Here is a 25,783-nt window from a genome sequence, read left to right as displayed (position 1 = left end):
CGGACGTGCGCCTCGATGACCTCGAACTGCGCGGCTCGCTCGGCCATGGTGAGGGCGTCGTCCCGCTTCTGGGCGCGCCACGCGTACCAGGCACGCTCGTACTCCTCGTGGGTCGCGTACTCCTCATGGAGCGGGGCGCGGCTCAGTATGGGCTCTCCTGGCGTCAGGTCGGCTGCTGGGCGAGGTGTTCCTCGACGAGGCGCATGGCCTCGGGCTGGTCCGTCCATCCGGTGTCCAGCCCGCAGCAGCACAGGACGTGCATGGTGCCGTCGTGGACGTACTGCGCCCACCGTTTGTCGTCGCTGGTGACCTCGACGGCGCGTATGCCGCGCTCCCAGGTGTAGTGGTGCTGTCCGGCCGCGGCGCACTCAGCGTGGGGGCTGGGCGTGGCGGGTGCGTCAGTGCTCATGGCCGGCCCTTCCGGCGTTGGTGGCGCGGCCAGAAGACGACGGCGCCCATGAGGTAGAGGAAGCCGGCGGGCCGGAGATCGAGCAGTGCCGACATGCTGAGGCCCAGGAAGGTGCCGACCAGGCTGGCGCGCAGGCAGAGACCGAGGAGCGGAGAGACCGCCATCGGGGCTACTTCCGGTTCCCGGTGATGAAGTGCTTGGTCAGGTCGAGGGCCTGGGCCTCGGTGAAGCCGGCGCGCACGAGGGACTGGTAGAGCTCGTGGATCTGGATGGCGGCCGCGGCCAGCTTGGTGATGGGGGACGCGAGGTCCTGGGGCTGGTCCACGGGGGCCTCCGGGTATGAGTTGGCCCGTCCTCGCCGGGGTGGGCAGGCAGGGACGGGCCGGTCTGGGGACGGGTCAGAAAGTCGGGCAGAGGTGCGTACGGACTGCCTTGACGATCGCTTTGCCGGTAGTGGGAGTGGCGATCTCGGGGAGGCGCGTGTCGACGGTGAACCGCTCCAACGCAGTCTGCGCGAGCTTGTCCTCGTCCTTGGTGCTCTTGAAGCTGCGGCACTGGTTGATGCCGCGGCTTACCGCCTGGTCCTCCTTGCCGGGCTTGATGATGCGCGGGTCGATGGCGTTGAGCGCGTCGAGGTACGCCTGGCGGGTCTTGGCGTCGGGCTCGGGCGGGAGGCCGGCGGCGGCGCGGGCGGATGCCTGGGCCTCGGGGGAGAGGGTGGACGGTGCGACTTCAACCGTGGTGACTTCGGGGTTGCTGCTGCACGCGGTGAGTGCGAGCGCGAGGGTGGCGGTGGCTATGAGCGTGGTCGTGGTGCGCATCGGGCCAGCCTGCCGGGGTTGCGCACAGGCTGTGCAGGAATTGATGCGGCTGTGACCTACGGCCGGTGCTCGGGGATGCCGACGAGGCGCAGTGCACGGCGGCGGGTGGCGACCTCGGCGCGGGCGACGGCTCCATGGTCGTACAGGGGGCGGCCGCGGTCGTCCAGGCCGGCAGGGGCGAGGTGGCCGCGGGTAGCCCAGGAGCGGACGGTGGCGGGGGTCACGGCGGCGGCGCCGGCGGAGAGGAGGCGGCGCCAGCCGGTGGCGGCCTCGGCGGCCTGGGCGGCGGTGTAGAGCGTGGGCACGGTCCCCTCCGGTCCGGGAACGACGACGGCCCCCGCTGGTCGGCGGGGGCCGTCGTGGTGGTGTGTGGGCGCACGTGTGCTGCTGGCACCAGTGTTGCGCTAAGTAGCGATCATGTCCAGCCGGAGAGTCAGCTGGCGGGGCGGAGGCGGCCTGTCAGGGGCCGGTAGGGGGCGTACTCGTGCCCGGTGAGGGCCGGGTCGGCGGTCGTCGGGTAAAGGCCGGTCTCCCAGGCCGTTCGGTACGCGCGGGCGAGGGTCCACACCGCCCCGGCGACGGCGGCCTCGATGTCCACCCCGTTCGCGGTGAGGACGGCGAGGTCACTGAGGAGGCGTGGCGTGGCGGCCAGGGTGAGACGCGTCTCGCCCGATGCCGGGCCGGAGGCGGGGCGGGCCTTGGCGTCGCGCGACGCGTCGCGTGCGGGCGCAGCGGGGGCGGCTGTGTCGCTGCGGCGGCGTCGCAGGGTGTGCGGCCTGCACCGATGGGCGGGGCGAGCCCGGCGGCGGAGGCGCTGGCGGTCGCGGTGGGCGGCGGCCTTGGCAGTGAGAGCGGCGAGTGCGTCGAGGTCGCGGGCCACGGTGTCCTTGCTGACGCCGACCGCGTCGGCGATGCCGCGCAGGGGGGTACCGGCGGCGTGCAGTCGCGCGACAGTCGCGCGACGGGTGGCGAGGTCGGCGTTCAAGAGGCTCTCCGGGTGTTGTCGTGCTCGGCGTGGTGGAGGACGGCGAGGCGGGTGAGGGCGGGCAGGACTGCGGCGGAGTGCTCGCGGTAATCGGCGGGGGTGAGGCGGTGCCCGCAGGCCGTGCAGGCGATCAGCTGCTCACCCTCCGTGGAGACGAGGCCGAACGCCTCGCAGGCCGGGCAGGGGGCGGAGCGGGGTGTGCGGACGGGCGGCCGGTCGGTCTTGGAGCGGAGCAGCCGTACGAGGTGTTCGATCTGCCGGTGCATGTCGCCGATCCACTCGTGGCCGGCGGCGAAGGGAAGGTAGGCGGCGAGCCAGTGGCACCAGGCGGCCGGGCCGGTGCCGAAGCGGCTGCGGGGGGTGGTGCCGGGGGTGATGTGGGCGGTTCCGTGGACGTCGCGGTGGACGGTGGGGTACTGGCTTGCGACGTAGGTGGCCCAGCCGTGCAGCAGAGGCTGCACGGGCACGGTGGGGTCCTGGTCGCCGTGGGGGTCGGGCAGCCGCACGGCGTGGCCGGGGCCGAGCAGGGTAACGACGTCAAGGCGCAGCGGCATGGGGGAGTGTGCGCGGCCGGCGGGGGCGGAGGCGCCGGGTGTGCGCACTCCGGCGGCGGGGGCCAGGAGGAGGGCGAGGAGCGGGAGGTGCCGCGGGATCTCGGCCAGCAGTCCGCGGAGCTGGTCGAGGCAGGGGGCGCAGGCGTGCAGGCCCGTGTCGGGGGGGAGCGTGCGGAGGCAGACGACGCAGCGGGTCATGACGAGGCCCTCCCCGAACGAGCCGCGCGGGCGGTGCGGGCGTCGGCGGCGGCCAGGAGCACTCCGGCCAGGGCGCGGCCGCACTCGCGCTTCTCGCCGTGCGCGCTGGCGACGAACCACTCGTCCGCGAGGGCCCCGAGCGCGAGGGCGGTCTCCTTGGCGGCGGCGACCTCCTCGACGAGCCCGTGAACGGCCTCGGGCACGTCGGCGTACGTGGCGGCGCCGGACGCACGGCATGCGGTGACCAGGAAGGCGCCGAGGCGGTCCCGCTGCCAGGCCGCCTTCCCCGCCTCTTCGCGCGCCAGGTCCAGTTCGGCGTAGAGACGGTCGAGGGCGTCGCTCGTGAGGGTGTCGACGGTGTGTCGGGCCGGGGCGGCCGGACCCTGGGTGATCTGGCGCTTCCACCAGCGCATTCCGGTGCGGTCGGTGTGGCTGCCGGAGTGGCCGGGCCGGAGGACGCACTCGGTGGAGTGGCCGTAGAGGTCGGGCTGGTGGCCGCAGTGCTCGGGGGGCCGGCCGTCGGTGTCGACGGCGCACAGGACGGCCTCGGCAGCGGTACGGCGGGCGCTGAGCGGTATCCAGTGACCGGCGGCCTGGAGGGCGCGGGAGAGGGAGTTGAACGCAAGGGCGTGGCGGCGCTCGGTCATCGGTTGTCCTCCTTGATCGACTGGGCGGCGAGCGCGCGGCGGGCTCCGGTGACGGCGGTCTCGGCGGTGGGCCAGCAGAAGAGGCGACCGACGGACAGGGCGCTAACTACCTCCTGCCATCCCTCGGTGGTCCAGGCCCGGCCGCCGCCGTGCGCGATGGTGCTGACGGCCCAGCCGACCCCGCTGGTGGGGGACTGACGGCGGACTAGGAGGACAACGCCGCCGGCCTCGGGGACGGGTACGCGGTACTCCGTGACGTGCGCGACCAGGGCGGCGTTCGGATCAACGGCCGGGCCCTGCTGACCGGCGGCGGGCACCAGGCCGACGGGGGTGTACTCGCGGCAGGTGCACGGGGCGGCGCCGTCCTGGGCGTCGCACTGGAGTCGGCCGTTGACGGTGAAGTGCTCGGTTCGGTTGTGACTGCACGCGCAGGGGGTGGCCGGCGGGGCGTGGTGGCCTTGGCCGGGCGTGCCGGTGAAGAGGTCGTATACGCACTCACCAGGGCGGCCGGTGAGTGCGTCGGCGATGGAGCGCAGGACCCGGGCGGTGTCCTCCTGGGCGAGACGGCTGTCCAGCTGTACGACGCCGTCGAGGGCCACAGCGAGGAGGAGACGGTGGGTGCGCATCGAGACGACGTCGAGGCGGTCGGGGATGTCCATGGGCTGCTCCTGGAGGTCAGTTGGTGGGTGGGGTGTCGAGGGCGATGAGGGTGTGGCGGGCGACGGCGGTGAGGTCTTCGCGCATGAACTCGTCCTGGTGCTGCCAGGTAGCCGCGGCGTACTTGAGGAGTTCGGCGAGGGCCCGGTCGCGGCGGTCGGTGGGGCTGCTGCACGTCAGGCGGTCGGCGGCGTAGTCGACGAACGCCTCGGGGGTCATCTGGCTCATCAGCGGGGGTCCTTGGTGGTCGGCAGGGGGAGGAGGCCGTGCTGGTACGCGAGGGCGATGGCGTGCGGCCGGGTCGAAGGGCCGATGAGCCCGGGGCGCGAGGCGTCGAGTGCTCTGTAGAGGCGTCGGATGTAGGTGGTGACCGAGTTGTGGCTGAGGCCCAGGCGGCGGCCGATGGCGTCGTTGGTGCTGCCGTCGGCCATGAGGGTGAGCGCCTGCTGCTGGCGGCGGGAGAGGTGGATGGGGGCGCGGGGCTCGGGGGTGAGGCCGGCGAGCCATCCGCGCTGGTAGGCCAGGGCAACACCGTGGGCCGAGTTGATGGCTCCGAACCGGGCGCGGAAGCGGTCGGCACGGTGGCGGACGGTCGCTGCAGGTACGCCGATCTCCTGGCCGATCTCGGCGAAGGTGTAGCCGCGGGCGAGGCCAGCCAGGATCGCGGGCTCCCAGGGGCGCAGCTCGGCGAACTGGGGGTGTGTGCGGCGGTTCATGTCGGCGTGGATCGCCCACCCGCCGGTCGTGAGTGCGGTCACGACGGCGGCTCCGAGGGTGGCGGCCTCGGTGGCGGTGATCTGGCGGCCGAGGATGTCGAGGGCAGTGGCAGCGGCGATGGCGGCGGCCTCGGCGGCGATGTCGCGGGGCGCGGCGGCGGTCGTCATCGGGTCCACCTCCATGACGCCGGCCGGGTGCCGGTGCGCTCGCGGGGAGCGGGCGGGGTGCGACGCGTCTTGGGGCGGGTGCAGGTGGCGGCGTGCGGCATCGCCTGCCACTCGGCGTGCTCCAGGGTCGGGCGCTCGGTGGTGAGGACGCGGACGCGCAGACGGCCCGTGCCGTCGGCGTAGACAGCCACGTTGCCGGCGGGGTCGGGGTCGGCGTTCACGGCCTGGCGGCGGTTGGCGGCGGTGACAGCCCAGCGAATGGGCGTGCCGCAGGACGGGCACGGGGCCGAGCCGGACAGCTGGGTGGGCATGGTGGTCTCCGGGTGTGGGTGGGTGCGGGTCAGCCGGTGCCGGTGGCGCGCTCGCGGGCGGCAGCGTCGAGGCAGTCGGGGCAGCAGTCGGGCGTGGCGGCTCGGTACTCGCGGCCGCAGTCGCAGAAGTGCAGCGGTGCGAACGGGTCCGGCTGGTCGCGCGGGGCCTGGGGGGGCCGTGTGGCGCCCCGGGGGCCGGGGAAGCCCCCCGGGGGCATGGCGATCATGAACGCGCCCTGGACGGGCCCTGACGGGGCGGGCGGGGGCTTCTGGGCTCGGCGCTCGCATCCGGTGCACAGGAGGCGGTCGGGCCGGATGACCGGCTGGCCGCAGCCGCCGCATCGGCGGTGCTTCTCCTGCTGCTGGGTGCTCGTCTTGTCGCTCGCGCGCCCGCGCCCGTCCTGTGGCTGAGGTACTACCTCAGCCACTCCATGGGGTTTTACCTGGGTACTTCCTGGGTGGTCGGGGGACTGTCCCCCGACCACCTCGGGGGACTGTCCCCCGACCTGGGTGGGGGGACTGTCCCCCGACCCCTCTTCGCCCGACCTCGGGGGACTGTCCCCCGAGGTACCCCCCTCGGAGGTCGGGGGACTGTCCCCCGAGGTCGGGCCAGTCGGGGTAGGGGCACTGTCCCCCGAGGTCTGGGCGGCGAGCGCTCGGCGGGCGGCGGCGGCCTCGCGCTGCGCCTTCTTCTCCTGCTGGGTGGCCCACAGGAGGCCGGCGGCGCGCTCCCAGTCGGGCGACGGGCACAGGACCAGGGAGTAGAGGACTGCCCGGCCACGCGTTCCTCCGCGCCCGTGGCCGTCGTCGAGGACGGCCACGACGCCGGCGGCGACGGCGGCCTCCAGGAAGTCCCGTACGTCCTTCTGGTCGCTGCGGCAGGCTGCGGCGATCTGCTTGATGGTGATGGCCTTGCCGTCGCGCTCGTACCGCAGGCGGCCGTCGGCGCTCGCGAGCGTGCGCATGGCGTAGAGGAGGGTCAGGAAGCCGCCGACCAGCGGGCGCGGCATCACGGGGGCCCACTGGCGGGCGAGCGCGTTGCCGAACGCGTGCGCCACACTGCCGCCGCCTCGTCGGGTCTGCTCGTCGTCCACGGGGTGCCTCTCGGGTTGGTGCGGGTACGGGGCCGGGCGGGCCGGGGCGCGGGGCCCCGGCCGGGGCCGGTCAGGAGAGGCGCGTCTTGACGAGGCGGCGCATGATCGCGGCGGGGATCGTCAGCCGCACCTCGGCGACGCCCCACCGGTCGCGGCGGGAGGACCTGGCCACCCAGCCGCGCTGTTCGAGGATGTTGAGGGACACGACGACCTGGCCGTGCGTGATGGCGGTGGCCTCGGCGAGCTGGCCGACGGACAGCCGCGGGGCCGCGAGGTCGCCGGTGGTCCAGTCGGCGCCGGCGGCGACGGCGAGGGAGACGAGCTTGGTGTTCGGGATCATCCGGGAGCCGAGCACCCCTCGCTCCCACAGGGCGCGGAACGGCTCGTCGCGGAGGGGGTCGTGGGGGGCCGGGGCGATCAGGGCGCGAGCGCTGCGGGCGTAGACGTCGGCGGGTGTCGGGATGGTGCTCACGGCTGCTCCAGGGCTGAAGTCGGGGCGGGTGTCGGGGAGTTGATGTGGATGTAGGCGCCGGGGGGCCAGCCGGGCCCGGGCGGCGGCTCGGGGCGGCCGGCCTGAGCGGCGGGGGTGTGGCGGTCGCAGCACCACCCGGTGCGGTAGAGACGGGCCCGCACGAGGCCGTGCTGGCCGACGTGATCGCACGGCGGCGGGCGGCGGCTGCGGGTCACGGCGCCGGGCGGCGTGCGGCGCAGTTGCTGCACGCCACGTATCCGGGGCCGGCCGGGTAGTGCGGCATCTGGAGGTGGCCGCACTTGGGGGTGTCGCACTGCACCCACACGTACGGCCGGAGGGCCGGGACGACGGGAGGCACTGCCGGCGGTCGGGTCCGGGCCGGGCGCCGCCGCGAGGAGCTGACGAGGGCCCGGGCGGCGCGGGCGGCCGCGGCCGCGCCGCACACGGTGGCCACGGCCACGGTTACGGCCCCGATGCCCAACAGGGCGAGGATGCCGAGGGCGAGGGCGTCACGCACGGCGGTCACCGAGCGCACGGACCTCGGCCAGGGCCCGCCCGTACGCGGCGCACGGGCCCGGGCAGTACCAGCGGGCGGGCTCGCGCGAGTCGGGCCACTCCACCAGGACCATGCGCGCGGACGGCTGCGGGACGGAGCCGAGGGCGCCGCAGCCGGCCACCGAGCAGTCCCGACCGGTCGGCACCGCCCGACCCGGGACCGGGACCCCCACGGCGCCCTGGTTCCAGGCCCGCTGAACGTCCGAGGCGCCCGAGGCCGCCCGTACGCGTGCCTTGCGCTCGCGCTCACGGGCGCTGTTCGCCGCCCGGCACGCCGTGCACGGCCGGATACCCCGCCGCAGGTGCTGCCCGTAGCCGCGGTGCGTGCCGTGGTCGATGGTGTCGTTCGGCGCGGTCGTCATTCGCCCGCCTCCGGGCCGCCCGTGCCAGCAGAGCACCCCGTGGCGCACGCGAGGACCGGCTCACCGCTCGTGTACCTCGCACCGGACGGGTCCGGCGCCAGAGGCCCGCGCGGGGAACCGCATGCCTCGCACGCGGACCGGGTCACCGGCTCGGCGACGAGGGCGGAGGCGGCACTTACCTGCGCGGCGTCGACAACCTGGGCGAGGGTCCGGTAGGTAACCGGGCGCTCGGCGGCCCTGCGGCGCAGGTAGTCGGCCTCCCAGTCCAGCCCGAGGGTCGCCTTGCCCACGAGGATGTCCTCGATGACGCCTCGCACCAGCAGGACCCGCTCGTCGACGAGGAACCGGTGCGCGGACTCGTCGGCACGGTCGAGGGCCGGGTCCGGAACGTCGAGGAAGTCGGCGATCGTGGCCAGCAGGTTACGGATGGAGCTGCTGAGGTCGGTCATCGCGGCCGCTCCCGTCGCCACTCGATCGTCATGTACCGGGAGCCGTCGCGGGTCGGGCTGATGGCCACCTGGACGTTGATGCCGGTCGGCATGACGAGGCCGGGCATGTGGACCCACTCCAGGTACTCGGTGCCCCGGGGCAGCTCGCCGGACAGGCCGTCCGGGAGCCAGCCGCCCAGCTGCCGGTAGAAGTGGCCGTAGTAGTCGGGCTCCAGGTCACGGACCGTGGGACCGATCAGCCGGAGGGACCCCCAGACGCCGAACCGGACCTCGGCGGTGCTGGCGGTGTGCGGGGCGAGGGTGGACTCGCCGCCGGTGGCGGTGTCCTTCCCACGCGCCTGGTTGAGCTGGGCGAGAAGCTCGGCGCGCTCGGCCAGGAGGTCGCGGACGTCGGCGTCCAGCTGCTCGTTGGTGCGGTATGCGTTGCGGCCGGCGACGATGTCGGCGACGCGGTCGGCGGTGAGCATCAGCGCTCACCGCCCGGGCGGCGGGCGCCGCGGGTGAGGGCGGCCCGGAGGGCGAGGCCGCCGAGGATCCAGACCAGGGCGGCGACGGCAGCGATGGCGGGGTACGTCACGCGGCGGCCCCCCTGCCGGTCACGGGGGTGAGGGGGCCGCCGGTGAGGTCGACGAGCAGCGTCTCGCGCTCACGGACCCACATGGGGCACGCGTCGACGTCGACGCCGTCGAGGACGTACAGCTGCTCACCGGTGCTGGTGCGACCGGCGGTGCGCCACAGGGTGCCGTCCACAGCGCGGACAAGTCGGGAGGTTTCGGGCGAGTTGTGGGTAGGGTGATTCACGGTGCCTCGATTCGTGGTTGAGGTGCCGGGGGATGCCGGGGCCGGTGGAGGCCCCGGCTTTCTGGCGTCAGGAGACGCGGGTGGCGCCCTTGGGGCGGATCTGAGCGAGGGCGCGGACCGGGGTGGTCGGGGCGGCAGCTGTTGCCGGCCGGACGCGATGCATCTCCTTGATCTCGGCGAGGTCGGCCTCGTCGAAGGACACGGAGCGCCCGAGCTTCTGATGGGGGATCCGACGGAGGTTGTCCTCCAGGAACCGCTTCGAGCAGCGGAGGAAAACCGCGGCCTCGTCCAGGTCCAGGTTCGGGGAGAGCGTCATGCCGAACCCCTCGTCGGTTCGAGGTCGCTGTCGTGCGCCTCCAAGACCTTGCGCATTCCGACATAGACCCGGGGGCTGGGCTGATGCCGGCCCGACTCGATCTTGTAGATCATCCATATCGAGCAGCCCGCGGCCTCCGCGACGGCGACGACCGAAAGGCCCCGCCGACGCCTCAGGCTGCGGGCCTTCTGGCCGTCGACCGTGTGCGTCATGACTCCAAAGTACTCCAACTTTGGAGTCGGTCAAGCCCAATGTTGGGATCGTCTGTTCAGAATTGGAGTGATCCGCTCCAGGGGGAAGATCTGGCCATGCGTCGAAATGCCTAAGCGGGATCCGGCCACTTTGGCCGAGGCGACATTGGAGCGGTTTGGAGTAGGGCGGTACGCTCCGCGACATGACAGCTGAGGGTGACGAGGGACTCGCCAGGCTCGGCGATGTGGTGGACGCTTTCATCTCCGAGCGGGGGTGGCAGTACATCGACGTCGCCGGGCGTGCTGGCTTCTCCGACGAGACCCTCGCCAAAATCCGCAAGGGTGTTGGTGTGCGCCCCTCGACCTACAGGCGACTCGAGCGCGCCCTCGGATGGGCCGCCCATTCGGCCTCCGAGGTCCAGGCCGGCGGTGTACCCACGCTGCTCGAGGTGGAGGCCGAGGAGCAGCCGGCCGCCGAGGACCCCCTCGACCCTCAGGCTGAGGCGGTACTCGCCATCCTGGCTGGACTGCCCCCGCGCGTGCGAGAGCAGGTGCGCCGCCGCCTGGGCGACCAACTCCCCCCGGATGCACGACGCTCCGCGTAGGGCGACAGCATTCCGCCAACCCCAGTCCGGGCGCGCCCATGCTCTCTACCTGCGCGTTCCCAGGCGTGTTCCCATGGGAACCTCGGGGCGCACCCAGGCGGGACCTAACGGGCCCGAACGGACCAGGGCGGGCCGAAACGTAAAGGTCAGCGCATAGTCGCAGGTCAGAGCGGGTGTCGGAACAGGTTCAAGTCCGGTTCCGGGCACCACCCCGGGCCCCAGGAGACGCCTGCGGCCCGGTGGACAGCCCCCTTCCCCCGTCCTTTCGGCGTCCTCGCCCCTCCTCCCGCCCCCCGCCCCTCCTCCTCCGGGCCCCGGTGGCCGAGGAGGACCGGAACGTGTCGCAAAAGATCCTCCCCGAGCACTAGAGAGTTTCTTTTGCCTACGCATTACCCTTGACGCAAGGCCGCGCAAGTGCGGCCGTCCATGGAGGAGTGAGATGAGGAGCAGCAACCCGGTCTTCTCGCGACGGGGGTTCAGCCGCGACAACGGCTACGCGGGCTTCAACGCGCAGCAGCCGCAGGCCGGGGGCCCCGCCGTCGGAGCGAACCCGTACGCGACCGGCAACCCGTACGCCGAGGGTGCGGCCAACCCGTACGCCACCAACCCCTACGCGCCGCAGGACGTCCAGACGGGCGCCCCGCAGCAGGCGCGCGGCAACGTGATGACGATCGACGACGTCGTGAGCCGTACGGCCATGACGCTCGGCACCGTCGTCCTCACCGCCGCCCTGTCCTGGTTCCTCCTGCCGGTCGACCCGGCGAACCTGGGCAAGTCCTACGGCATCGCCATCGGCGCCGCCCTGGTCGCGCTGGTCCTGGCGCTCGTGCAGTCCTTCAAGCGCAAGGCGTCGCCGGCGCTGATCCTGGGCTACGCGGCCTTCGAGGGCGTCTTCCTCGGTGTGATCTCCGCGGCCGTCTCGACCTACATCGCCGACGGCGTGGTCGTCCAGGCGGTCCTCGGCACGATGGCGGTCTTCGCCGGTGTGCTCATCGCCTACAAGATGGGCTGGATCCGGGTCAACCGCCGCTTCACCGGCTTCGTGATGGCCGCCGCCATGGGCTTCATGCTGCTCATGGTGGTGAACCTGCTCTTCTCGGTGTTCGCCGGCGGTGACGGCCTCGGCTTCCGCAGCGGTGGCCTCGGCATCCTCTTCGGTGTCATCGGCATCATCCTGGGCGCCTGCTTCCTGGCCCTCGACTTCAAGCAGGTCGAGGACGGCATCACCTACGGTGCCCCGCGCGAGGAGGCGTGGCTGGCCGCCTTCGGCCTCACCATGACCCTGGTGTGGATCTACCTGGAGATGCTGCGTCTGCTGTCGATCCTCCAGGGCGACGACTGACGCACCCCGTGACTCGGGGGAAGGGCCCGTCCGGCAGCCGCCGGGCGGGCCCTTCCGCGTCCCCGCCGGGCACCCCGGTAGGGTCGGGCGCGTGCTGGATACGAGTGAACTGACCGCCGCCGTGGAGCGCTTCGCGGACCGGCTGCGGGCGGCCCCGCAGAGCCGCCTCCAGCGGGGCGCGGCCGCCGAGGGCCTGGCCCTGGCGAGGGAGCTGGCGGTACGCGCGCAGCGCGCCGAGGAGCCGGACCGGGAGCCCAGGACCATCCCCGACGCGGGCGTCTTCACCGTCGCCGACCAGCTCGCCGTGGCCGGCAACGACCTGGCCGAGATCCTGAGAACGGCCCCGGCCGACTCCCGGGAGCAGGAGCTGGACGAGGCCGTGAGGCTGGTACGGGAGGCGCGGGAGCGCTCGGGGCTGTGACCCGGGCCCGGAAGGGGCCAGGAGGGGGCCGGAAGGCCGGGGAGGGCCGGAAGGGGCCGGGAAGGGCTCGGGCCGGGCCTGTGGCGCGTCGGCGCGCCCGCGGGGCCGCGGGGCCGCGGGGGCCGCCCGGGGTCTTCCGCGGTGCCGGGTTGCCGGGGTGCCGGGGTGTCGTCACCGGTCACCCGCCGGCGGCCGGGGCCGCCGGCGCGGGGAGGCTAGAGCGACGCGATGACGCGGTCGGCGAGGATGTAGACGTTCTCCTCGTCGCTCTCGCCGTAGGAGAACGTCAGGGCGAAGGCGCCGGAGACGCCCGAACCGCCGAGGAGGACCGGGGTGCGGCCGGCCCGGAGGGCCTCCGCCAGGCGCTCCGCGGTCTCGCGGTGGCCCGGGGTCATGCAGAGCGTGGTGCCGTCGGCGAAGACGTACACGTCGAGGGTGCCGAGCGGGCCCGGGCGGACGTCCGTGAGGGCCGTGGCCGTGTCGGCCAGCTCCTCCAGGCGCGCCACCGTGCGCTCGTGGTCGGTGACGACCGGCGTCTGCACCGGCACGAAGTCCGGGTGCGAGGGGTGCCGGCGGCGGGCGGCGGCCAGCTCGGCCGAGTCCTCCGGGTACTCCGGGAAGTCGTCGACCGGGTCGGCGACGCCGTCGAGGGCGGCCGCCTCGGCCTCCATGGCCTCCAGGGCCATCGCCTCCAGGCCCACGAAGTCGGTCTGGCGCGGCACGAAGAGACCGCCGGTCTCCTCGCCGCCCAGGCCGCCGAGGAGGGCGGAGGGCGCGTCGGCCGCGTCCCGGGCCTCCTGCGCGGCCCAGAAGGCCCGCGCCTCGGCGAGCTCGCGCTCGCGCTCCTCGGCCAGCGCCTCCGCGACCGCGGCCCGTATCTCGGCGGCGGGCGTGGCACGGGCCGCGGGGACCGTCACGCCGTGGCCGGCGGCCAGCTCGGTGCGCAGGGCGGTGACCTCCTTGCGGAGACCCCGCACGTGGTGCAGGGCAGCGGCGCCCACGGCCGTGGCAGCGGCCGTGGTCAGCAGCAGGGCAAGAGACATGGCGCTCACTGACGTACTCCCGGTTCGAGTCGATCCCCCGACTTCCTACATCAGCTTGTCGCGGGGTGGGGCTGCCTGTCAGTGCATTACGTCACGAAATGGACAGGTATTTTGGCCGGGTGTTTAGTCCCGAAATGGCTCTGACCTGGGAAAACGAACTCCCCCGGGATGTAGGTCACATCCTGGGGGAGATTCGGTCACGGCTCGGACGCGGTGAGGTTGACGCGCTCGGCGCGTGGAGAGCGACGTTCCGCCCGCGTCAAGGCGGGTACTAGCTCAGCCGCTCGTGCCTGGGGTCGCGCCGAGCCTCGCCTCCGCTGCGGGCAGGTGCCGCCCTCGTTCCTCGGGCGACCCCTACCCTCCGCTGCGGCTCAGCTCAGCCGCTCGTGCCTGGGGCCGCGCCGAGCCTCGCCTCCGCTGCGGGCAGGTGCCGCCCTCGTTCCTCGGGCGACCCCTACCCTCCGCTGCGGCTCAGCTCAGCCGCTCGATGACCATCGCCATGCCCTGGCCGCCGCCGACGCACATGGTCTCCAGGCCGAACTGCTTGTCGTGGAACTGGAGGCTGTTGATCAGGGTGCCGGTGATGCGGGCGCCCGTCATGCCGAAGGGGTGGCCGACGGCGATGGCGCCGCCGTTGACGTTGACCTTGTCCAGGTCCAGGCCGAGGTCCTGGTAGGAGGGGATGACCTGGGCGGCGAACGCCTCGTTGATCTCGGCGAGGTCGATGTCGCCGATCGTCAGGCCGGCGCGGTCGAGGGCCTGCTTCGACGCCTCGACCGGGCCGAGGCCCATGATCTCGGGGGAGAGGCCGGAGACGCCGGTGGAGACGATCCGGGCCAGCGGGGTCAGGCCCAGCTCGCGCGCCTTGGTGTCGGACATGATGACGAGCGCGGCGGCGCCGTCGTTCAGCGGGCAGCAGTTGCCGGCGGTGACCAGGCCGTCGGGGCGGAAGACCGGCTTGAGGCCGGAGACGCCCTCCAGGGTGACGCCGGCGCGCGGGCCGTCGTCCGTGGAGACGACCGTGCCGTCCGGGAGCGTCACCGGGGTGATCTCGCGCTCCCAGAAGCCGTTCTTGATGGCCTGCTCGGCGAGGTTCTGCGAGCGGACGCCGAACTCGTCCATCTCCTGGCGGGTGACGCCCTTCCAGCGGGCGAGGTTCTCCGCGGTCTGGCCCATGGCGATGTACGCGTCGGGGACGATGCCGTCCTCGCGCGGGTCGTGCCAGGTGGAGCCCTCGGACGCGGCGACCTCGGCGGTGCGGGCCTCGGCGTCGGCGAAGAACGGGTTGTGCGTGTCCGGCAGCGAGTCCGAGTTCCCCTTCGCGAAGGAGGAGACCATCTCGACGCCGGCCGAGATGAAGACGTCGCCCTCGCCCGCCTTGATCGCGTGCAGCGCCATCCGGGAGGTCTGCAGCGAGGAGGAGCAGTAGCGGGTGATGGTGCAGCCCGGCAGGTGGTCCATGCCCATCTGCACGGCGACGATCCGGCCCAGGTTGTTGCCCTGCTCGCCGCCCGGGAGGCCGCAGCCCAGCATCAGGTCGTCGATGTCGCGCGGGTCCAGCTCGGGGACCTTGGCGAGCGCGGCCTGGATGATCGTGGCCGTGAGGTCGTCGGGGCGCAGGTCCTTCAGGGAGCCCTTGAAGGCCCGGCCGATGGGGGAACGGGCGGTCGAGACGATCACGGCTTCGGGCATCACGGCTCCAGGGGGCTGGTGGCGGTCGGACTCACTGGGAAGTTACCCGGACGTACCGCACGGGGTCACCGGGATCGGTGTGTGATGCGGACCTCTTTTCTAAGCGCTTGCTCAGCCGGGTGAGGGGCTGCGCGAGGAGCCCCTCACGGGCGTGCTCAGGCGCGCGGGGAGTCCTGCGGCAGCGGCTCCCCCCGGCCCTCCGGCGTCTCCCCGGACGCCACCGGCGCCTGCGCGGCACCCGTCCCGGCCTCCGCCTCCGCCGCCTCCGTCAGCCGCCGCCGGCGCCGGTGCTTCAGGAGCGCCCACGGCGCCCGGGCCCCGGTCACCTCCGTACCCGCCTGCTTCGCCGCCTCGGCGGCCGCCTTCGCCACGGGCAGCATGTCCTCGTGGCGGCCCGGCTCCAGCCGGTCCGGTTCCGGCCACACGCCGAGCGAGGCGCACAGGGTCGGCAGCACCGCCATCGCCGCCGTCGCGTACCCCTCCGCCGACGGGTGGAAGAGGTCCACCCCGAACATCTCCCGCGGGTTCGCCTCGAACTCCGGGCCCAGCAGGTCGCCCAGCGACACCGTCCGGCCGCCCTGCTCCACCACGACGATCGTCTGCGCCGCCGCCAGCTGCCGCGAGGCCCTCCGGGCCAGCCAGCGCAGCGGCTGGTAGACCGGCTCGATGGTGCCCAGATCCGGGCAGGTGCCGACGACCACCTCCGCCCCGGCCGTCCGCAGCCGCCGCACCGCCGCCGACAGGAGCCGTACCGACTCCGTCGCCGGCATCCGGTGCGTGACGTCGTTCGCCCCGATCATGATCACGCAGACGTCCGGCGGGCCCAGCGGCTGCGCGAGCAGCAGCGACACCTGCCGCTCCAGGTCGTCCGAGCGGGCCCCCGACAGCGCCACGTTCCGCAGCGCCACCGGGCGCTCCGCGACCGCGGCGAGCCCCGAGGCGAGCAGGGCGCCCGGTGTCTGACCCGCCCGGCGCACGCCCTGGCCGGCGGCCGTGGAATCACCCAGAAGGGCCAGCCGCAGGGGGTCCTCCGTGCCGAACGCCCTCCCGTACAGCCCGTCCGTCGCCGGCGGCAGAGGGGCTGTCCCCGTGCCCACCGTCCGCTTCGCGAGCTGTGCCTCCGCCAGCACGATCCCGACCGCGGCCACGCCGATCAGGCCGATGCTCCCGCCGCCGTACGCCGCTCCCGCCGCGATCCGGCGCGCCACCCTCGCCCTGGACATCGGGGGCGTCACCTCCTTCGAGCCGTACAGGTCCTTCAAGCCGTTCAGGGTCTAACTGCCCCGAAAGGCGTCCCGACTACGCATACGCTGGCCACACCATTACGGAGACCCCGGAGAACACGGTGCAATTCCACGACTCGATGATCAGCCTCGTCGGCAACACCCCGCTGGTGAAGCTCAACAACGTGACGGCAGGCATCCAGGCCACCGTCCTCGCCAAGGTGGAGTACTTCAACCCCGGCGGGTCGGTCAAGGACCGCATCGCCCTGCGCATGATCGAGGCCGCCGAGCAGAGCGGCGAGCTGAAGCCCGGCGGCACCATCGTCGAGCCCACGTCCGGCAACACCGGCGTCGGCCTGGCGATCGTGGCCCAGCAGAAGGGCTACAAGTGCATCTTCGTCTGCCCCGACAAGGTGTCGCTCGACAAGATCAACGTGCTGCGGGCCTACGGTGCCGAGGTCGTCGTCTGCCCCACCGCCGTCGATCCGGAGCACCCGGACTCGTACTACAACGTCTCGGACCGCCTCGTCCGCGAGACGCCCGGCGCCTGGAAGCCCGACCAGTACTCCAACCCGAACAACCCCCGCTCGCACTACGAGACCACCGGTCCCGAGCTGTGGGAGCAGACCGAGGGGAAGATCACCCACTTCGTGGCGGGCGTCGGCACCGGAGGCACCATCTCCGGCACCGGCAACTACCTGAAGGAGGCGAGCGCCGGCAAGGTGAAGGTGATCGGCGCCGACCCCGAGGGCTCCGTCTACTCCGGCGGCTCCGGCCGCCCGTACCTGGTCGAGGGCGTCGGCGAGGACTTCTGGCCGACCGCCTACGACCAGAACGTCACGGACCGGATCGTCGCCGTGTCCGACAAGGACTCCTTCCAGATGACCCGCCGCCTCGCCAAGGAGGAGGGCCTCCTCGTCGGCGGCTCCTGCGGCATGGCCGTGGTCGCCGCCCTGGAGGTCGCCAAGGAGCTCGGCCCCGACGACGTCGTCGTCGTCCTGCTGCCGGACTCCGGCCGCGGCTACATGTCGAAGATCTTCAACGACGAGTGGATGGCCGACTACGGCTTCCTGGAGGACACCTCCACCGCCACCGTCGCCGACGTGCTGCGCCACAAGGAGGGCGTCCTGCCCTCCCTCGTCCACATGCACCCGGACGAGACCGTCGGCCAGGCCATCGAGGTGCTGCGCGAGTACGGCGTCTCCCAGATGCCCATCGTGAAGCCCGGCGCCGGCCACCCCGACGTGATGGCCGCCGAGGTCATCGGCTCGGTCGTCGAGCGGGAGCTCCTGGACCACCTCTTCACCCAGAAGGCGAAGCTGGAGGACCCGCTGGAGGACCACATGTCCGCCCCGCTGCCGCAGGTCGGCTCGGGCGAGCCGGTCGCCGACCTGATGTCGGTCCTCGGCGACGCCGACGCCGCGATCGTCCTCGTCGAGGGCAAGCCCACCGGCGTCGTCAGCCGCCAGGACCTGCTCGCCTTCCTGGCCAACGGCGGCACGAAGTAGCACCCCGCCGGGGGCGGCGGGTGCTCGTACGGGCGTTCGTGCAAACGGTACGAGCACGTCACGTCCGCGCAGCACCCGCTTAACACGCCTCCGGCAGAGTGTTCCTCGTCGGCGTCACAGAACTTCCGGAGCGGCTCCCGGACCTCTGAAGACGCCGCGGACGCGGAGACCGGCCCTGACCCGGGCCCGTGTCCCCCGCGGGGACCGCCGTCGTCCCGCCCCCCAGCGATGGGGGTGCGGCGGTCCCCGCGCCACCTTCCTCCCGGCTCAGAGCTGGGTGATCGGCCGCATCGCGAGTCCCTCGGTGCCGGCCCAGCCGTTCAGCCGCGCCGCGTCGTCGACCGAGACGGTGCCGAGCCCGTCGGGCAGGTCGAAGACGAGCGTGCCGCGCAGCTCGGTGCCCTCGCCGGCCACCAGGGTCGCCGTGAAGCGGTCGGACTGGTCGTACTCCGCCTCGCCGCCCTCGTCGTTCCCGAAGACGTACAGGCCCGCGTACGCCTTGCCGCCGCCCTCGACGACGACGGGCTCGGCCTCCGGCTCGCCGAGCGTCTCGACGATCGGCGCGTCGTTCCCGGCCTGGAGCCGCAGGATCGGCGCCTCGTTGAGGACGCACGGCGTCTTCGAGCCGTTGGTGACCGTCAGCAGGAAGTGGCGGGGGGTCTCCCCGGCCGGGTCCTGGAGCTCGACCGCGGTGGTGAGCCCGTCGGCCTCGCAGTCCGCGTACGCCGTGCCGTTGCCGCCACCGGTCTCGCCGCTGTCCCCGGTCCCCGTGGCCGAGGGGCTGACGCTGCCGGTCCCGGAGTCGCCCGCGGGCGTGGTGGCCTCCGGCGTGCTCCCGCCGGCCGGCGCGGAGCCCGAGGGGGCGGCCGTCGACGGGGCGGTGACGTCCGGCCCGGTGGCGGCCGGCTCGTCGTTCTGGCACGCGGTGGTCGTCAGCAGCGCCGCGACCACGGCGGCGCCCAGGACGGCTCCGCGCACCCGGCGCCTCGGTGAACCGGCCCCGGTCGTCTTCGCGTTCATGTCGTTCCTCTTCCCCCGTGACCGGCCCGGAGCCGGTCGTCATGTCTGCGACACGGCTATTCTTGCCACGCGGGGGAGCCGGTTCACCGGCGTCCGGCGTTTGTTACAGCCCTCGCACGAACCGGATGTCCGGGCGTGACCCAGGCCACCCGCCCCGCCGCTCCTTCCCCGTCCCCCACCCCCTCTGCATATCCTTATGCAGGCAGGGTCAGGGATGAATGGATGAAGGGGGACGGCATGAGCGACAGCCCGGCCGGGCGGCTCCAGGCGCTCTTCGAGGGGCACCGGCTCACGCCCACGCAGCGGCGGATCGCCCACTGCATGGTCCGGCGGGCCGCCGACGCGCCCTTCCTCTCCAGCGTCGAACTCGCGGAACTCGCCGGCGTCAGCCAGCCCTCCGTGACCCGCTTCGCGGTCGCCCTCGGCTTCGACGGCTATCCCGCCCTCCGCCGCCACCTGCGGGAGGTCGCACCCCCCGAGCGGCCCGCCGCCACCGGGGAGGACGCCGGGCACAACGAGTACCAGCAGGCCGTCCTCGCCGAGATCGAGAACCTCCGGCACCTCGCCGGCCTGCTCGCCGACCCCGCGCCCGTGGTGCGCGCCGGGCGGCTGCTCGCCGACTCGCGGCCGCTGCTCGTCCTCGGCCTGCGCGCCGCCTCCTCGCAGGCCCGCGGCTTCGCCTACTTCGCCGCCAAGGTGCATCCGGACGTCCGGCTGCTCGACGAGGGCGGCTCGATGCTCACCGACCGGATCGACGCGGCCGTGCGGGCCGGGGCCACCGCGCTGCTCTGCTTCGCGCTGCCCCGGCACCCGCGCGAGGTCGTCGAGGCGCTGGAGTACGCGCGGGCGGCCGGGCTCCTCGTGGTGACCGTGGCCGACTCCGCCTTCGCGCCCGTCGCCGCCCACTCCGACCTGCTCATCCCGGCCGCCGTCGGCACCGGGCTCGCCTTCGACACCGCCTGCGCGCCGATGCTGCTCGGCCGGGTCCTGCTGGAGGCCATGGCGGACGAGCTGCCGGACGCGCAGGCGCGCCTGGAGCAGTTCGACGCGAAGGCGGCGGAGCGGGGACTCTTCGTGGAGTGAGCCCGGCGGGACCGTCCGGGCAGCGGGCGCCGGATCCCCGTGGGGCGGCGTCGCGCCGGATCCCCGTGGGGCGGCGTCGCGAGCCGGGATCCCGTGGGGCCGGGCCGGCGGGGCTCGCTCAGACCTCCAGTTCGGCCTCGATCTTCTTCAGCTGGTGGCGGGCCATCGCCAGGTTGGCCCGGTCCTTCGACAGCGCCAGGTAGAGGAAGAGGCCGTTGGTGCCGCGCGCCTTCAGCAGCCGGATGAGGTGGTACTGGGTGCCGAGGGTGATCAGGATGTCCTCGATGTCCTCCTTGAGGCCCAGCATCTCCATCGCCCGGACCTTGGCCCGGACCACGTCGGTGTTGCCCGCCGCGGCCACGGTCAGGTCGAGCTCCTTGCCGCCGCCGATGGTGCCGAGGGCCATGCCGCTCGTGTAGTCGACGAGGGCCGCGCCGATGGCGCCCTCGATCGTGGCGGCTTCCTTCAGGGCGGCTTCGGTGTTCGCCATGGTGCAACTTCCTTCTGTACGGGTTCGGATTCCTTGCGGTGCTGGATCAGTTCAGGTCCCTGCGCTCCAGCGCGCCGTCGACGAGTTCGCCGATGCGGGTGCTGGAGCGGCGGGCCTCCAGATGGAGCCGGCCCACGTTGATCCGGGGCTCGGCGAGCAGGGTGAGCACGGCGGAGCCGCCGGCCGCGTAGGTGGCGACGTAGCCGGCGTCGCCGCGGACGAGCAGTTCCCGGAAGCCGCCCTGGCCGGTGGACTCGGTCAGCCGCCGGCCGACGCCGAGCGCGGCGGCGGTCAGCGCGGCGACGCTCTCGGCGGCGCCGTCCACGGTGTCGTGGGCGAGCACGAGGCCGTCGGCGCTGGCCGCGAGCGCCCCGGTGAGCTGGGGCAGCCGGGCGCGCAGGCGTCTGAGCTCGCCGAGCACCTCGGCTTCGGCTGTCATCAACTGTCTCCTCTCGGCGCGCAGGCGCAGAGCACGCCTCATCACAGGTGTGCCTCCAGGGCGTCACGGAGCCGGCGCAGCAGGGCGATGTCGGGGTCGGAGACCGGGAGGACCGGTGACCACTCCGGGGACGGCGGTACGGGGGTGGCGTCGGGGGCCGCGTCGAGCGGGGTCTCGACGAGTCCGGCGGCGGCGAGCCTGCGGACGTCGAGGAGGGTGTGGAAGGCGGGGCGGCCGAGGATCCGGGCCAGCTCGGCGGGGGTGCGGACGCCGTCGGCGGCGGCGAGCAGGGCGCGGCGGCGGGCGCCGACGCCCTGGCCGGGGGCGGCCGGGCGGGGCACGACGGGGGCGGTGTCGACGGAGGGGTACGGCCAGACGGCGTCGAGGAGTTCGCGGCGGCGGAGGGTCTCGCGCTCGACGGCCTCGGCGGAGACCGGGCGGACGGTGCCGAACCAGTGCCCGACGCCGTACCGGAAGCGGGTGGGCCCGCTGGTGGGGGAGAGGGCGAAGAAGGCGGCGTCGAAGACGGCGCCGAGGTGGCATATCTCCAGTTCGCCGTCGCGCAGCCGGCCGCTGTCGACGAGGAAGCGGCCGACGGCCCGGTGCGCTCCGGCCCGGTCGACGGCCTCGTCCCAGTTCTCGCGGGGGAGCCGGCCGGCGGTGGTGAGCAGGACGTCCATGCCGGGGGCGGCGGGGCTCTCGGCGTGCACGACCCGGCCGTCGACGAGGTAGAGGGTGCCGTGGTCGCGCAGCAGGGCGCCGGTGGCCCTCTCGGCCGCGAGCCGGACGAGCATCGGGGAGACGCTCATCCGAGGACCAGTCTCTCGGCGAGGTCGCCGAGGCGCATGCGGGCGAGGGCGAGGTTGCCGGTGTCGCGGTCGAGCCAGAGGTGGAGGAAGACGCTGCTGTCGAAGGAGGTCCGGACGAAGCGGAGCACGTGGTAGCCGGCGCGGGTGGTGACGATCAGGTCCTCGACGGGCGGCGCGCCCCCGTCCGCCGGGGTGCTCTCCGGTTCGTCGCCGGGTGCGGTGAAGGAGTCGAACTCGGCTGCGGCGCGGGCGAGTTCGGCGGTCTCCGCGGCGGTGGTCTCGTGGTCTCCGACGGGTGACTCGCCCGCGGTCCCGAGTGCGAGGCCGCTGTTCCAGTCGACCAGGGAGGCACCGCGAGCACCCGGCAGGGTCATGGCCTCCATGAGGCACTCGTCGATTCCGGGCACGCGGGTTCCCCTCCCGATACGGCGTGCGAGCAACGGCAGTGACGGTGACGTTACTGAACGGGGCGGCCCCGGGAGGGGGTTCTGGCATTTTCCATCGGAACATGCCCACAGGCGGCCGGAATTGAACGACGATGGAGGGTGGACCACCGGACGGGGCCCGGGAGGGAGCCTCGGACGGGCCCCTGACGGGAGCCTCGGACGGGCCTCGGACGGGCCTCGGGCGGGCCTCGGGCGGGCCTCGGGCGGGGTCCGGGGCGGGCCTCGGACAAGGGCCTCGGGCAGGGCCCCGGGCGGCCTCTCCCGCCCCGGTCAGTACCGGCTCTCGACCGCCCGCGCGATGTCGTCCAGGTCCTTCGCGAGCGCCTTGGCGACGGCCTTCGCGCCGAACCGGGCGAGGAGGCGCGCGACGAATCCGGGCGTGCGGCCGGCCGCCGGGCGGGCGGAGAAGGCCATCCGGAGCACGCTGGCGTCCGGCCCGTCGGGGCGCAGGGAGAGCTCGGAGACGTAGTGCATGCCGTGCGAGTCGGCGACCGTGACGTACCGGTCGGGCGGCTCGCACTCGGTCACGGTCATCTCCTCCGTGGCCTCCTTGCCCAGCATCTTCCGGGTCTCCCGCCAGCGGGTGCCCACGCCGAAGCCGCCCTCCGTGAGCACCTCGACCTTCTGGACGCCGGACAGCACCCGGGGCATGTCCGGCAGGTCGGTGATCGACTCCCAGACGCGGCCGGGCGAGGCGGCGACCCGGCGCTCCACGGCGACGGTTGTGGTGGTGGTCATGGCTCCATCGAAGGGGGTGTCCCGGCACGGCGCTACCGGACGAGCGCGTCGGCGTGGGCGCCGCCGGCCTCGGCGACGATCTCCTCGGAGGTCTGGGCGGGGCGCGCCAGGACGAAGGAGACGGTGCCGTCGCCGGCGACGGTGAAGCCGTGCACGGCGGGGCGGGGCAGGCTGTTGTAGGCGTAGTGGTGGGCGAAGGCGTACGCGCCGGTGTCCGGGACGACGACCACGTCGCCCGGGCGGAGCAGCGGCAGGGCGCGGCCGGCGGCGAGCAGGTCCCCGGCGAAGCAGGCGGGGCCGGCCACGTCCTGGACGACGGGCTCGCCGGTCCGGGGGCGGCCCCCGGCGTCGTAGGCGAGGATCCGCAGCGGCCATGCCTCGGGGGCGTAGACGGTCCGGGTGGCGAGCTGCACGCCGGCGTGGGTGACGGCGATGGGGCGCCCGCCGGAGGTCTTGGTGTACTCGACGCGGGTGAGGACCGAGCCGTGCTTGGCGAGCAGGGACCGGCCGAACTCGGTGACCAGGCGGTAGCGGCCGTCGAGGAGGCCGGGGGCGGTGGCGGCGAGCAGCCGGGCGTACGCGGCGTAGGTGGGGGTCTCCTCGTCGGAGGCGAAGTTCACCGGGAGGCCGCCGCCGATGTCGAGGGTGTCGATCTGCGGGCGGCCCGCCTTGGCGTTGATCTCCTCGGCCAGTTCGTAGGCGGCCCGGACGCCTTCGGCCATCAGGGTGAGCGGGACGCCCTGGGAGCCGGTGTGGGTGTGCAGGCGGGTGAGCCAGGGGCGGTCCAGGTACGCCTGGACGACGGCCTCGCGGGCGCCCTCGTCGCGCAGCGCGACCCCGAACTTGGAGGTGGCGGTGGCGGTGGACAGGGCGCCGATCGCCCCGGCGCCGACCTGCGGGTTGACCCGCAGCCCGAGCGGCGAGGCGGTGGGGGCGGAGGCGACCAGGGCGTCGAGCCGGGCCAGCTCCTGGAGGTTGTCGGCGTTGACGGCGATGCCGAGGGCCAGGGCCTCGCGCAGTTCGGCGGGGGTCTTGGCGGGCGAGTCGAGGACGGTGCGGGACGGGGGCAGTCCGGCGGCGCGGGCGAGGGCCAGTTCGCCGGGGCTCGCGACCTCGGCGCCGAGGCCCGCGTCGGCGAGCAGGCGCAGGACGGGGACGAGCGGGGCGGCCTTCACGGCGAAGGCGTGCAGCACCTCGGCGCGGGTGACGGCGGCGAAGGCGCCGGTCAGGGCGGCGGCGGAGGCGCGGATGCCGGCGGTGTCGAGGAGCGCGACGACGGGGGCGTCGGGGGTGAGGAGTCCTTGGGCGACGGCGGCTCGGACGGCGAGGTCACGGCGGGAGGAGGCCATGGGGTCCATCCTGGCGGGCCGGGCGCGGGCCGTCACCGGGGCGTGCGCGGGGGGCGCGGAAGGGGCGCACCAGGGCGCGTGGCGCGGCGGCGCGAGCCCCCGTGCGCCGGACGGCCGTGCCGCGCCCTGTTGACTACAACTATTCAGCACGCCAGGATGTGAATATCTGAACGACATTCGAGGAGGCACCGCCATGTCAGGACCCCGCCCCGTACGGGCCCCGCGCGGTACGGAACTGAGCGCCCTGGGATGGCAGCAGGAGGCCGCCCTCCGGATGCTCCAGAACAACCTGGACCCCGAGGTCGCCGAGCACCCCGACAAGCTCGTCGTCTACGGCGGCACCGGCAAGGCCGCCCGCGACTGGCGCTCCTTCGACGCCATGGTCCGCACGCTCAGGACCCTCAAGCAGGACGAGACCATGCTGGTCCAGTCCGGCCGCCCGGTCGGCGTCATGCAGACCCACGAGTGGGCGCCCCGCGTCCTCATCGCCAACTCCAACCTGGTCGGCGACTGGGCCAACTGGGAGGAGTTCCGGCGCCTGGAGCAGCTCGGCCTCACCATGTACGGCCAGATGACCGCCGGCTCCTGGATCTACATCGGCACCCAGGGCATCCTCCAGGGCACCTACGAGACCTTCGCCGCCGTCGCCGCGAAGAAGTTCGGCGGCACCCTGGCCGGCACCATCACCCTCACCGCCGGCCTCGGCGGCATGGGCGGCGCCCAGCCCCTCGCCGTGACGATGAACGACGGCGTCGCGATCTGCATCGACGTCGACCCGCGCGCCATCGAGCGCCGCATCGAGCACCGCTACCTGGACGTCAGGGCCGACAGCCCGGCCCACGCGCTCCAGCTCGCCACCGAGGCCCGCGACGCCCGCCGCCCGCTCTCCATCGGCCTCCTCGGCAACGCCGCCGAGCTGCTCCCGCAGCTGCTCGCCGAGGGCGCCCCGATCGACATCGTCACCGACCAGACCTCGGCCCACGACCCGCTCTCCTACCTCCCGGTCGGCGTGGCCTTCGAGGACATGGCCGACGCGGCCGCCAAGGACCCGGCCGGCTTCACCACCCGCGCCCGCGAGTCCATGGCCCGCCACGTCGAGGCCATGGTCGGCTTCATGGACGCCGGCGCCGAGGTCTTCGACTACGGCAACTCGATCCGCGGCGAGGCCCAGCTGGCCGGCTACGACCGCGCCTTCGCCTTCCCCGGCTTCGTCCCCGCGTACATCCGCCCGCTGTTCTGCGAGGGCAAGGGCCCGTTCCGCTGGGCCGCCCTCTCCGGCGAGGCGTCCGACATCCACAAGACGGACAAGGCGATCCTCGACCTCTTCCCCGAGAACGAGTCGCTGCACCGCTGGATCAAGATGGCCGGCGAGCGCGTCCACTTCCAGGGCCTCCCCGCCCGCATCTGCTGGCTCGGCCAGGGCGAGCGCGACAAGGCCGGCGCCATGTTCAACGACATGGTCGCCGACGGCACCCTCGCCGCCCCCCTCGCGATCGGCCGCGACCACCTCGACTGCGGCTCGGTGGCCTCCCCGTACCGCGAGACCGAGGCCATGCTCGACGGCTCCGACGCCATCGCCGACTGGCCGCTGCTCAACGCCATGGTCAACGTCGCCTCCGGCGCCTCCTGGGTCTCGATCCACCACGGCGGCGGCGTCGGCATGGGCCGCTCCATCCACGCCGGCCAGGTCTCCGTCGCCGACGGCACCGCTCTCGCCGGCGAGAAGATCCGCCGCGTGCTGACGAACGACCCCGGCATGGGCGTCATCCGCCACGTCGACGCCGGCTACGACATCGCCGAGCGCGTCGCCGCCGAGAAGGGCGTCCGCGTCCCCATGCGTGAGGGCGACCAGGCGTGAGCGACAGCTTC

Annotated in this window: 37 protein-coding genes; 6 read left to right on the top strand and 31 right to left on the bottom strand. The window is 73.7% G+C overall.

What is annotated here, in order from left to right:
- Positions 1-163: 163 nt before the first annotated feature.
- The 21 genes from ACFVU3_RS08030 to ACFVU3_RS07930 form a co-directional block, all read right to left on the bottom strand.
- Positions 164-409, bottom strand: coding sequence for a hypothetical protein (locus tag ACFVU3_RS08030; RefSeq protein WP_390064688.1), 246 nt, complete (start codon positions 407-409; stop codon positions 164-166).
- A complete protein-coding gene (locus tag ACFVU3_RS08025) occupies positions 406-573 on the bottom strand; it encodes a hypothetical protein (RefSeq protein WP_390064687.1) in 168 nt (55 codons plus the stop codon). Before ACFVU3_RS08025 ends, ACFVU3_RS08030 begins: the two co-directional genes overlap by 4 nt.
- A gap of 5 nt (positions 574-578) precedes the next feature.
- Positions 579-734, bottom strand: coding sequence for a hypothetical protein (locus ACFVU3_RS08020; RefSeq protein ID WP_390064686.1), 156 nt, complete (start codon positions 732-734; stop codon positions 579-581).
- A gap of 73 nt (positions 735-807) precedes the next feature.
- A complete protein-coding gene (locus ACFVU3_RS08015; protein ID WP_390064684.1) occupies positions 808-1,230 on the bottom strand; it encodes a hypothetical protein in 423 nt (140 codons plus the stop codon).
- Positions 1,231-1,286: 56 nt separating this feature from the next.
- Positions 1,287-1,535 carry a MerR family transcriptional regulator gene (locus ACFVU3_RS08010; protein ID WP_390064683.1) on the bottom strand — a complete coding sequence of 83 codons (249 nt, stop codon included), beginning with the start codon at positions 1,533-1,535 and terminating at the stop codon, positions 1,287-1,289.
- 128 nt (positions 1,536-1,663) lie between these two features.
- Positions 1,664-2,215 carry a hypothetical protein gene (locus ACFVU3_RS08005; RefSeq protein ID WP_390064681.1) on the bottom strand — a complete coding sequence of 184 codons (552 nt, stop codon included), beginning with the start codon at positions 2,213-2,215 and terminating at the stop codon, positions 1,664-1,666.
- A complete protein-coding gene (locus ACFVU3_RS08000; RefSeq protein WP_390064680.1) occupies positions 2,212-2,967 on the bottom strand; it encodes a hypothetical protein in 756 nt (251 codons plus the stop codon). Before ACFVU3_RS08000 ends, ACFVU3_RS08005 begins: the two co-directional genes overlap by 4 nt.
- The gene (locus ACFVU3_RS07995; protein ID WP_390064679.1) at positions 2,964-3,614 is read right to left on the bottom strand and encodes a hypothetical protein; all 651 of its coding nucleotides are present in this window, start codon (positions 3,612-3,614) and stop codon (positions 2,964-2,966) included. Before ACFVU3_RS07995 ends, ACFVU3_RS08000 begins: the two co-directional genes overlap by 4 nt.
- Complete coding sequence (locus ACFVU3_RS07990) at positions 3,611-4,273, bottom strand: hypothetical protein (protein WP_390064677.1); 663 nt, start codon at positions 4,271-4,273, stop codon at positions 3,611-3,613. Before ACFVU3_RS07990 ends, ACFVU3_RS07995 begins: the two co-directional genes overlap by 4 nt.
- A 16-nt stretch (positions 4,274-4,289) precedes the next feature.
- Positions 4,290-4,499 carry a hypothetical protein gene (locus ACFVU3_RS07985; protein ID WP_390064676.1) on the bottom strand — a complete coding sequence of 70 codons (210 nt, stop codon included), beginning with the start codon at positions 4,497-4,499 and terminating at the stop codon, positions 4,290-4,292.
- A complete protein-coding gene (locus tag ACFVU3_RS07980; protein WP_390064674.1) occupies positions 4,499-5,155 on the bottom strand; it encodes a LuxR C-terminal-related transcriptional regulator in 657 nt (218 codons plus the stop codon). The genes ACFVU3_RS07985 and ACFVU3_RS07980 overlap by 1 nt, the downstream gene beginning before the upstream one ends.
- A complete protein-coding gene (locus ACFVU3_RS07975) occupies positions 5,152-5,466 on the bottom strand; it encodes a hypothetical protein (protein WP_390064673.1) in 315 nt (104 codons plus the stop codon). The genes ACFVU3_RS07980 and ACFVU3_RS07975 overlap by 4 nt, the downstream gene beginning before the upstream one ends.
- 29 nt (positions 5,467-5,495) lie before the next feature.
- Positions 5,496-6,560, bottom strand: a complete 1,065-nt coding sequence (locus ACFVU3_RS07970) for a hypothetical protein (RefSeq protein ID WP_390064671.1) — start codon at positions 6,558-6,560, stop codon at positions 5,496-5,498.
- Positions 6,561-6,630: 70 nt separating this feature from the next.
- A complete protein-coding gene (locus ACFVU3_RS07965; RefSeq protein WP_390064669.1) occupies positions 6,631-7,032 on the bottom strand; it encodes a MarR family transcriptional regulator in 402 nt (133 codons plus the stop codon).
- Between the two features lie 211 nt (positions 7,033-7,243).
- A complete protein-coding gene (locus ACFVU3_RS07960) occupies positions 7,244-7,558 on the bottom strand; it encodes a hypothetical protein (RefSeq protein ID WP_390064667.1) in 315 nt (104 codons plus the stop codon).
- Positions 7,542-7,949, bottom strand: coding sequence for a hypothetical protein (locus tag ACFVU3_RS07955; protein WP_390064666.1), 408 nt, complete (start codon positions 7,947-7,949; stop codon positions 7,542-7,544). The genes ACFVU3_RS07960 and ACFVU3_RS07955 overlap by 17 nt, the downstream gene beginning before the upstream one ends.
- Positions 7,946-8,398, bottom strand: a complete 453-nt coding sequence (locus ACFVU3_RS07950) for a hypothetical protein (protein ID WP_390064665.1) — start codon at positions 8,396-8,398, stop codon at positions 7,946-7,948. The genes ACFVU3_RS07955 and ACFVU3_RS07950 overlap by 4 nt, the downstream gene beginning before the upstream one ends.
- Entirely contained in the window at positions 8,395-8,865 is a 471-nt protein-coding gene (locus ACFVU3_RS07945; protein WP_390064663.1) for a hypothetical protein, read from the bottom strand. The genes ACFVU3_RS07950 and ACFVU3_RS07945 overlap by 4 nt, the downstream gene beginning before the upstream one ends.
- 106 nt (positions 8,866-8,971) lie before the next feature.
- The gene (locus ACFVU3_RS07940) at positions 8,972-9,148 is read right to left on the bottom strand and encodes a hypothetical protein (protein ID WP_390064661.1); all 177 of its coding nucleotides are present in this window, start codon (positions 9,146-9,148) and stop codon (positions 8,972-8,974) included.
- Between the two features lie 118 nt (positions 9,149-9,266).
- Positions 9,267-9,515 (bottom strand): hypothetical protein, encoded by a 249-nt coding sequence (locus ACFVU3_RS07935; protein WP_390064660.1) that lies wholly within the window; start codon positions 9,513-9,515, stop codon positions 9,267-9,269.
- Positions 9,512-9,727 (bottom strand): helix-turn-helix domain-containing protein, encoded by a 216-nt coding sequence (locus ACFVU3_RS07930; RefSeq protein ID WP_390064659.1) that lies wholly within the window; start codon positions 9,725-9,727, stop codon positions 9,512-9,514. Before ACFVU3_RS07930 ends, ACFVU3_RS07935 begins: the two co-directional genes overlap by 4 nt.
- 182 nt (positions 9,728-9,909) lie before the next feature.
- Here ACFVU3_RS07930 and ACFVU3_RS07925 point away from each other — a divergent pair, with 182 nt between their 5' ends.
- From ACFVU3_RS07925 to ACFVU3_RS07915, 3 genes are all read left to right on the top strand, one after another.
- A complete protein-coding gene (locus ACFVU3_RS07925; RefSeq protein WP_390064657.1) occupies positions 9,910-10,311 on the top strand; it encodes a hypothetical protein in 402 nt (133 codons plus the stop codon).
- A 439-nt stretch (positions 10,312-10,750) separates the two neighbouring features.
- A complete protein-coding gene (locus ACFVU3_RS07920) occupies positions 10,751-11,653 on the top strand; it encodes a Bax inhibitor-1/YccA family protein (RefSeq protein ID WP_390064655.1) in 903 nt (300 codons plus the stop codon).
- Between the two features lie 91 nt (positions 11,654-11,744).
- On the top strand, positions 11,745-12,074 hold the full coding sequence (locus ACFVU3_RS07915) for a hypothetical protein (RefSeq protein ID WP_390064653.1): 330 nt from the start codon (positions 11,745-11,747) through the stop codon (positions 12,072-12,074).
- A 215-nt stretch (positions 12,075-12,289) separates the two neighbouring features.
- On the opposite strand, the gene ACFVU3_RS07910 is transcribed toward ACFVU3_RS07915, so the two are convergent.
- From ACFVU3_RS07910 to ACFVU3_RS07900, 3 genes are all read right to left on the bottom strand, one after another.
- Entirely contained in the window at positions 12,290-13,117 is an 828-nt protein-coding gene (locus tag ACFVU3_RS07910) for a hypothetical protein (protein WP_390064911.1), read from the bottom strand.
- A 471-nt stretch (positions 13,118-13,588) separates the two neighbouring features.
- Complete coding sequence (locus tag ACFVU3_RS07905; RefSeq protein ID WP_390064652.1) at positions 13,589-14,809, bottom strand: acetyl-CoA C-acetyltransferase; 1,221 nt, start codon at positions 14,807-14,809, stop codon at positions 13,589-13,591.
- 155 nt (positions 14,810-14,964) lie between these two features.
- Positions 14,965-16,032 (bottom strand): SGNH/GDSL hydrolase family protein, encoded by a 1,068-nt coding sequence (locus ACFVU3_RS07900; protein ID WP_390064909.1) that lies wholly within the window; start codon positions 16,030-16,032, stop codon positions 14,965-14,967.
- Between the two features lie 122 nt (positions 16,033-16,154).
- Between ACFVU3_RS07900 and ACFVU3_RS07895 the strand changes: the two genes are divergently transcribed.
- Positions 16,155-17,540, top strand: a complete 1,386-nt coding sequence (locus tag ACFVU3_RS07895; RefSeq protein ID WP_390064650.1) for a cystathionine beta-synthase — start codon at positions 16,155-16,157, stop codon at positions 17,538-17,540.
- 267 nt (positions 17,541-17,807) lie between these two features.
- On the opposite strand, the gene ACFVU3_RS07890 is transcribed toward ACFVU3_RS07895, so the two are convergent.
- Complete coding sequence (locus tag ACFVU3_RS07890; protein ID WP_390064648.1) at positions 17,808-18,560, bottom strand: DUF4232 domain-containing protein; 753 nt, start codon at positions 18,558-18,560, stop codon at positions 17,808-17,810.
- A 237-nt stretch (positions 18,561-18,797) separates the two neighbouring features.
- Here ACFVU3_RS07890 and ACFVU3_RS07885 point away from each other — a divergent pair, with 237 nt between their 5' ends.
- On the top strand, positions 18,798-19,643 hold the full coding sequence (locus ACFVU3_RS07885) for a MurR/RpiR family transcriptional regulator (RefSeq protein ID WP_390064647.1): 846 nt from the start codon (positions 18,798-18,800) through the stop codon (positions 19,641-19,643).
- Between the two features lie 118 nt (positions 19,644-19,761).
- On the opposite strand, the gene ACFVU3_RS07880 is transcribed toward ACFVU3_RS07885, so the two are convergent.
- The 6 genes from ACFVU3_RS07880 to ACFVU3_RS07855 form a co-directional block, all read right to left on the bottom strand.
- Entirely contained in the window at positions 19,762-20,133 is a 372-nt protein-coding gene (locus ACFVU3_RS07880; RefSeq protein WP_390064645.1) for a hypothetical protein, read from the bottom strand.
- Positions 20,134-20,179: 46 nt separating this feature from the next.
- Positions 20,180-20,614 carry a roadblock/LC7 domain-containing protein gene (locus ACFVU3_RS07875; RefSeq protein ID WP_390064643.1) on the bottom strand — a complete coding sequence of 145 codons (435 nt, stop codon included), beginning with the start codon at positions 20,612-20,614 and terminating at the stop codon, positions 20,180-20,182.
- Positions 20,614-21,381, bottom strand: coding sequence for a transcriptional regulator (locus tag ACFVU3_RS07870; protein WP_390064641.1), 768 nt, complete (start codon positions 21,379-21,381; stop codon positions 20,614-20,616). The genes ACFVU3_RS07875 and ACFVU3_RS07870 overlap by 1 nt, the downstream gene beginning before the upstream one ends.
- Entirely contained in the window at positions 21,378-21,788 is a 411-nt protein-coding gene (locus ACFVU3_RS07865) for a hypothetical protein (RefSeq protein WP_390064640.1), read from the bottom strand. Before ACFVU3_RS07865 ends, ACFVU3_RS07870 begins: the two co-directional genes overlap by 4 nt.
- A 309-nt stretch (positions 21,789-22,097) precedes the next feature.
- Positions 22,098-22,565, bottom strand: coding sequence for an SRPBCC family protein (locus ACFVU3_RS07860; protein ID WP_390064638.1), 468 nt, complete (start codon positions 22,563-22,565; stop codon positions 22,098-22,100).
- A gap of 32 nt (positions 22,566-22,597) precedes the next feature.
- The gene (locus ACFVU3_RS07855; RefSeq protein WP_390064636.1) at positions 22,598-23,923 is read right to left on the bottom strand and encodes a diaminopimelate decarboxylase; all 1,326 of its coding nucleotides are present in this window, start codon (positions 23,921-23,923) and stop codon (positions 22,598-22,600) included.
- A 184-nt stretch (positions 23,924-24,107) separates the two neighbouring features.
- Between ACFVU3_RS07855 and hutU the strand changes: the two genes are divergently transcribed.
- Entirely contained in the window at positions 24,108-25,772 is a 1,665-nt protein-coding gene (gene hutU, locus ACFVU3_RS07850; RefSeq protein ID WP_390064635.1) for a urocanate hydratase, read from the top strand.
- Positions 25,773-25,783: the final 11 nt, after the last annotated feature.

This window comes from Streptomyces sp. NPDC058052 (assembly GCF_042885515.1).
In the GTDB taxonomy this organism is placed as follows: domain Bacteria; phylum Actinomycetota; class Actinomycetes; order Streptomycetales; family Streptomycetaceae; genus Streptomyces.
The sequence above is the reverse complement of the archived record's forward strand: the minus strand, read 5'-3'. Positions and strand labels throughout refer to the sequence as shown.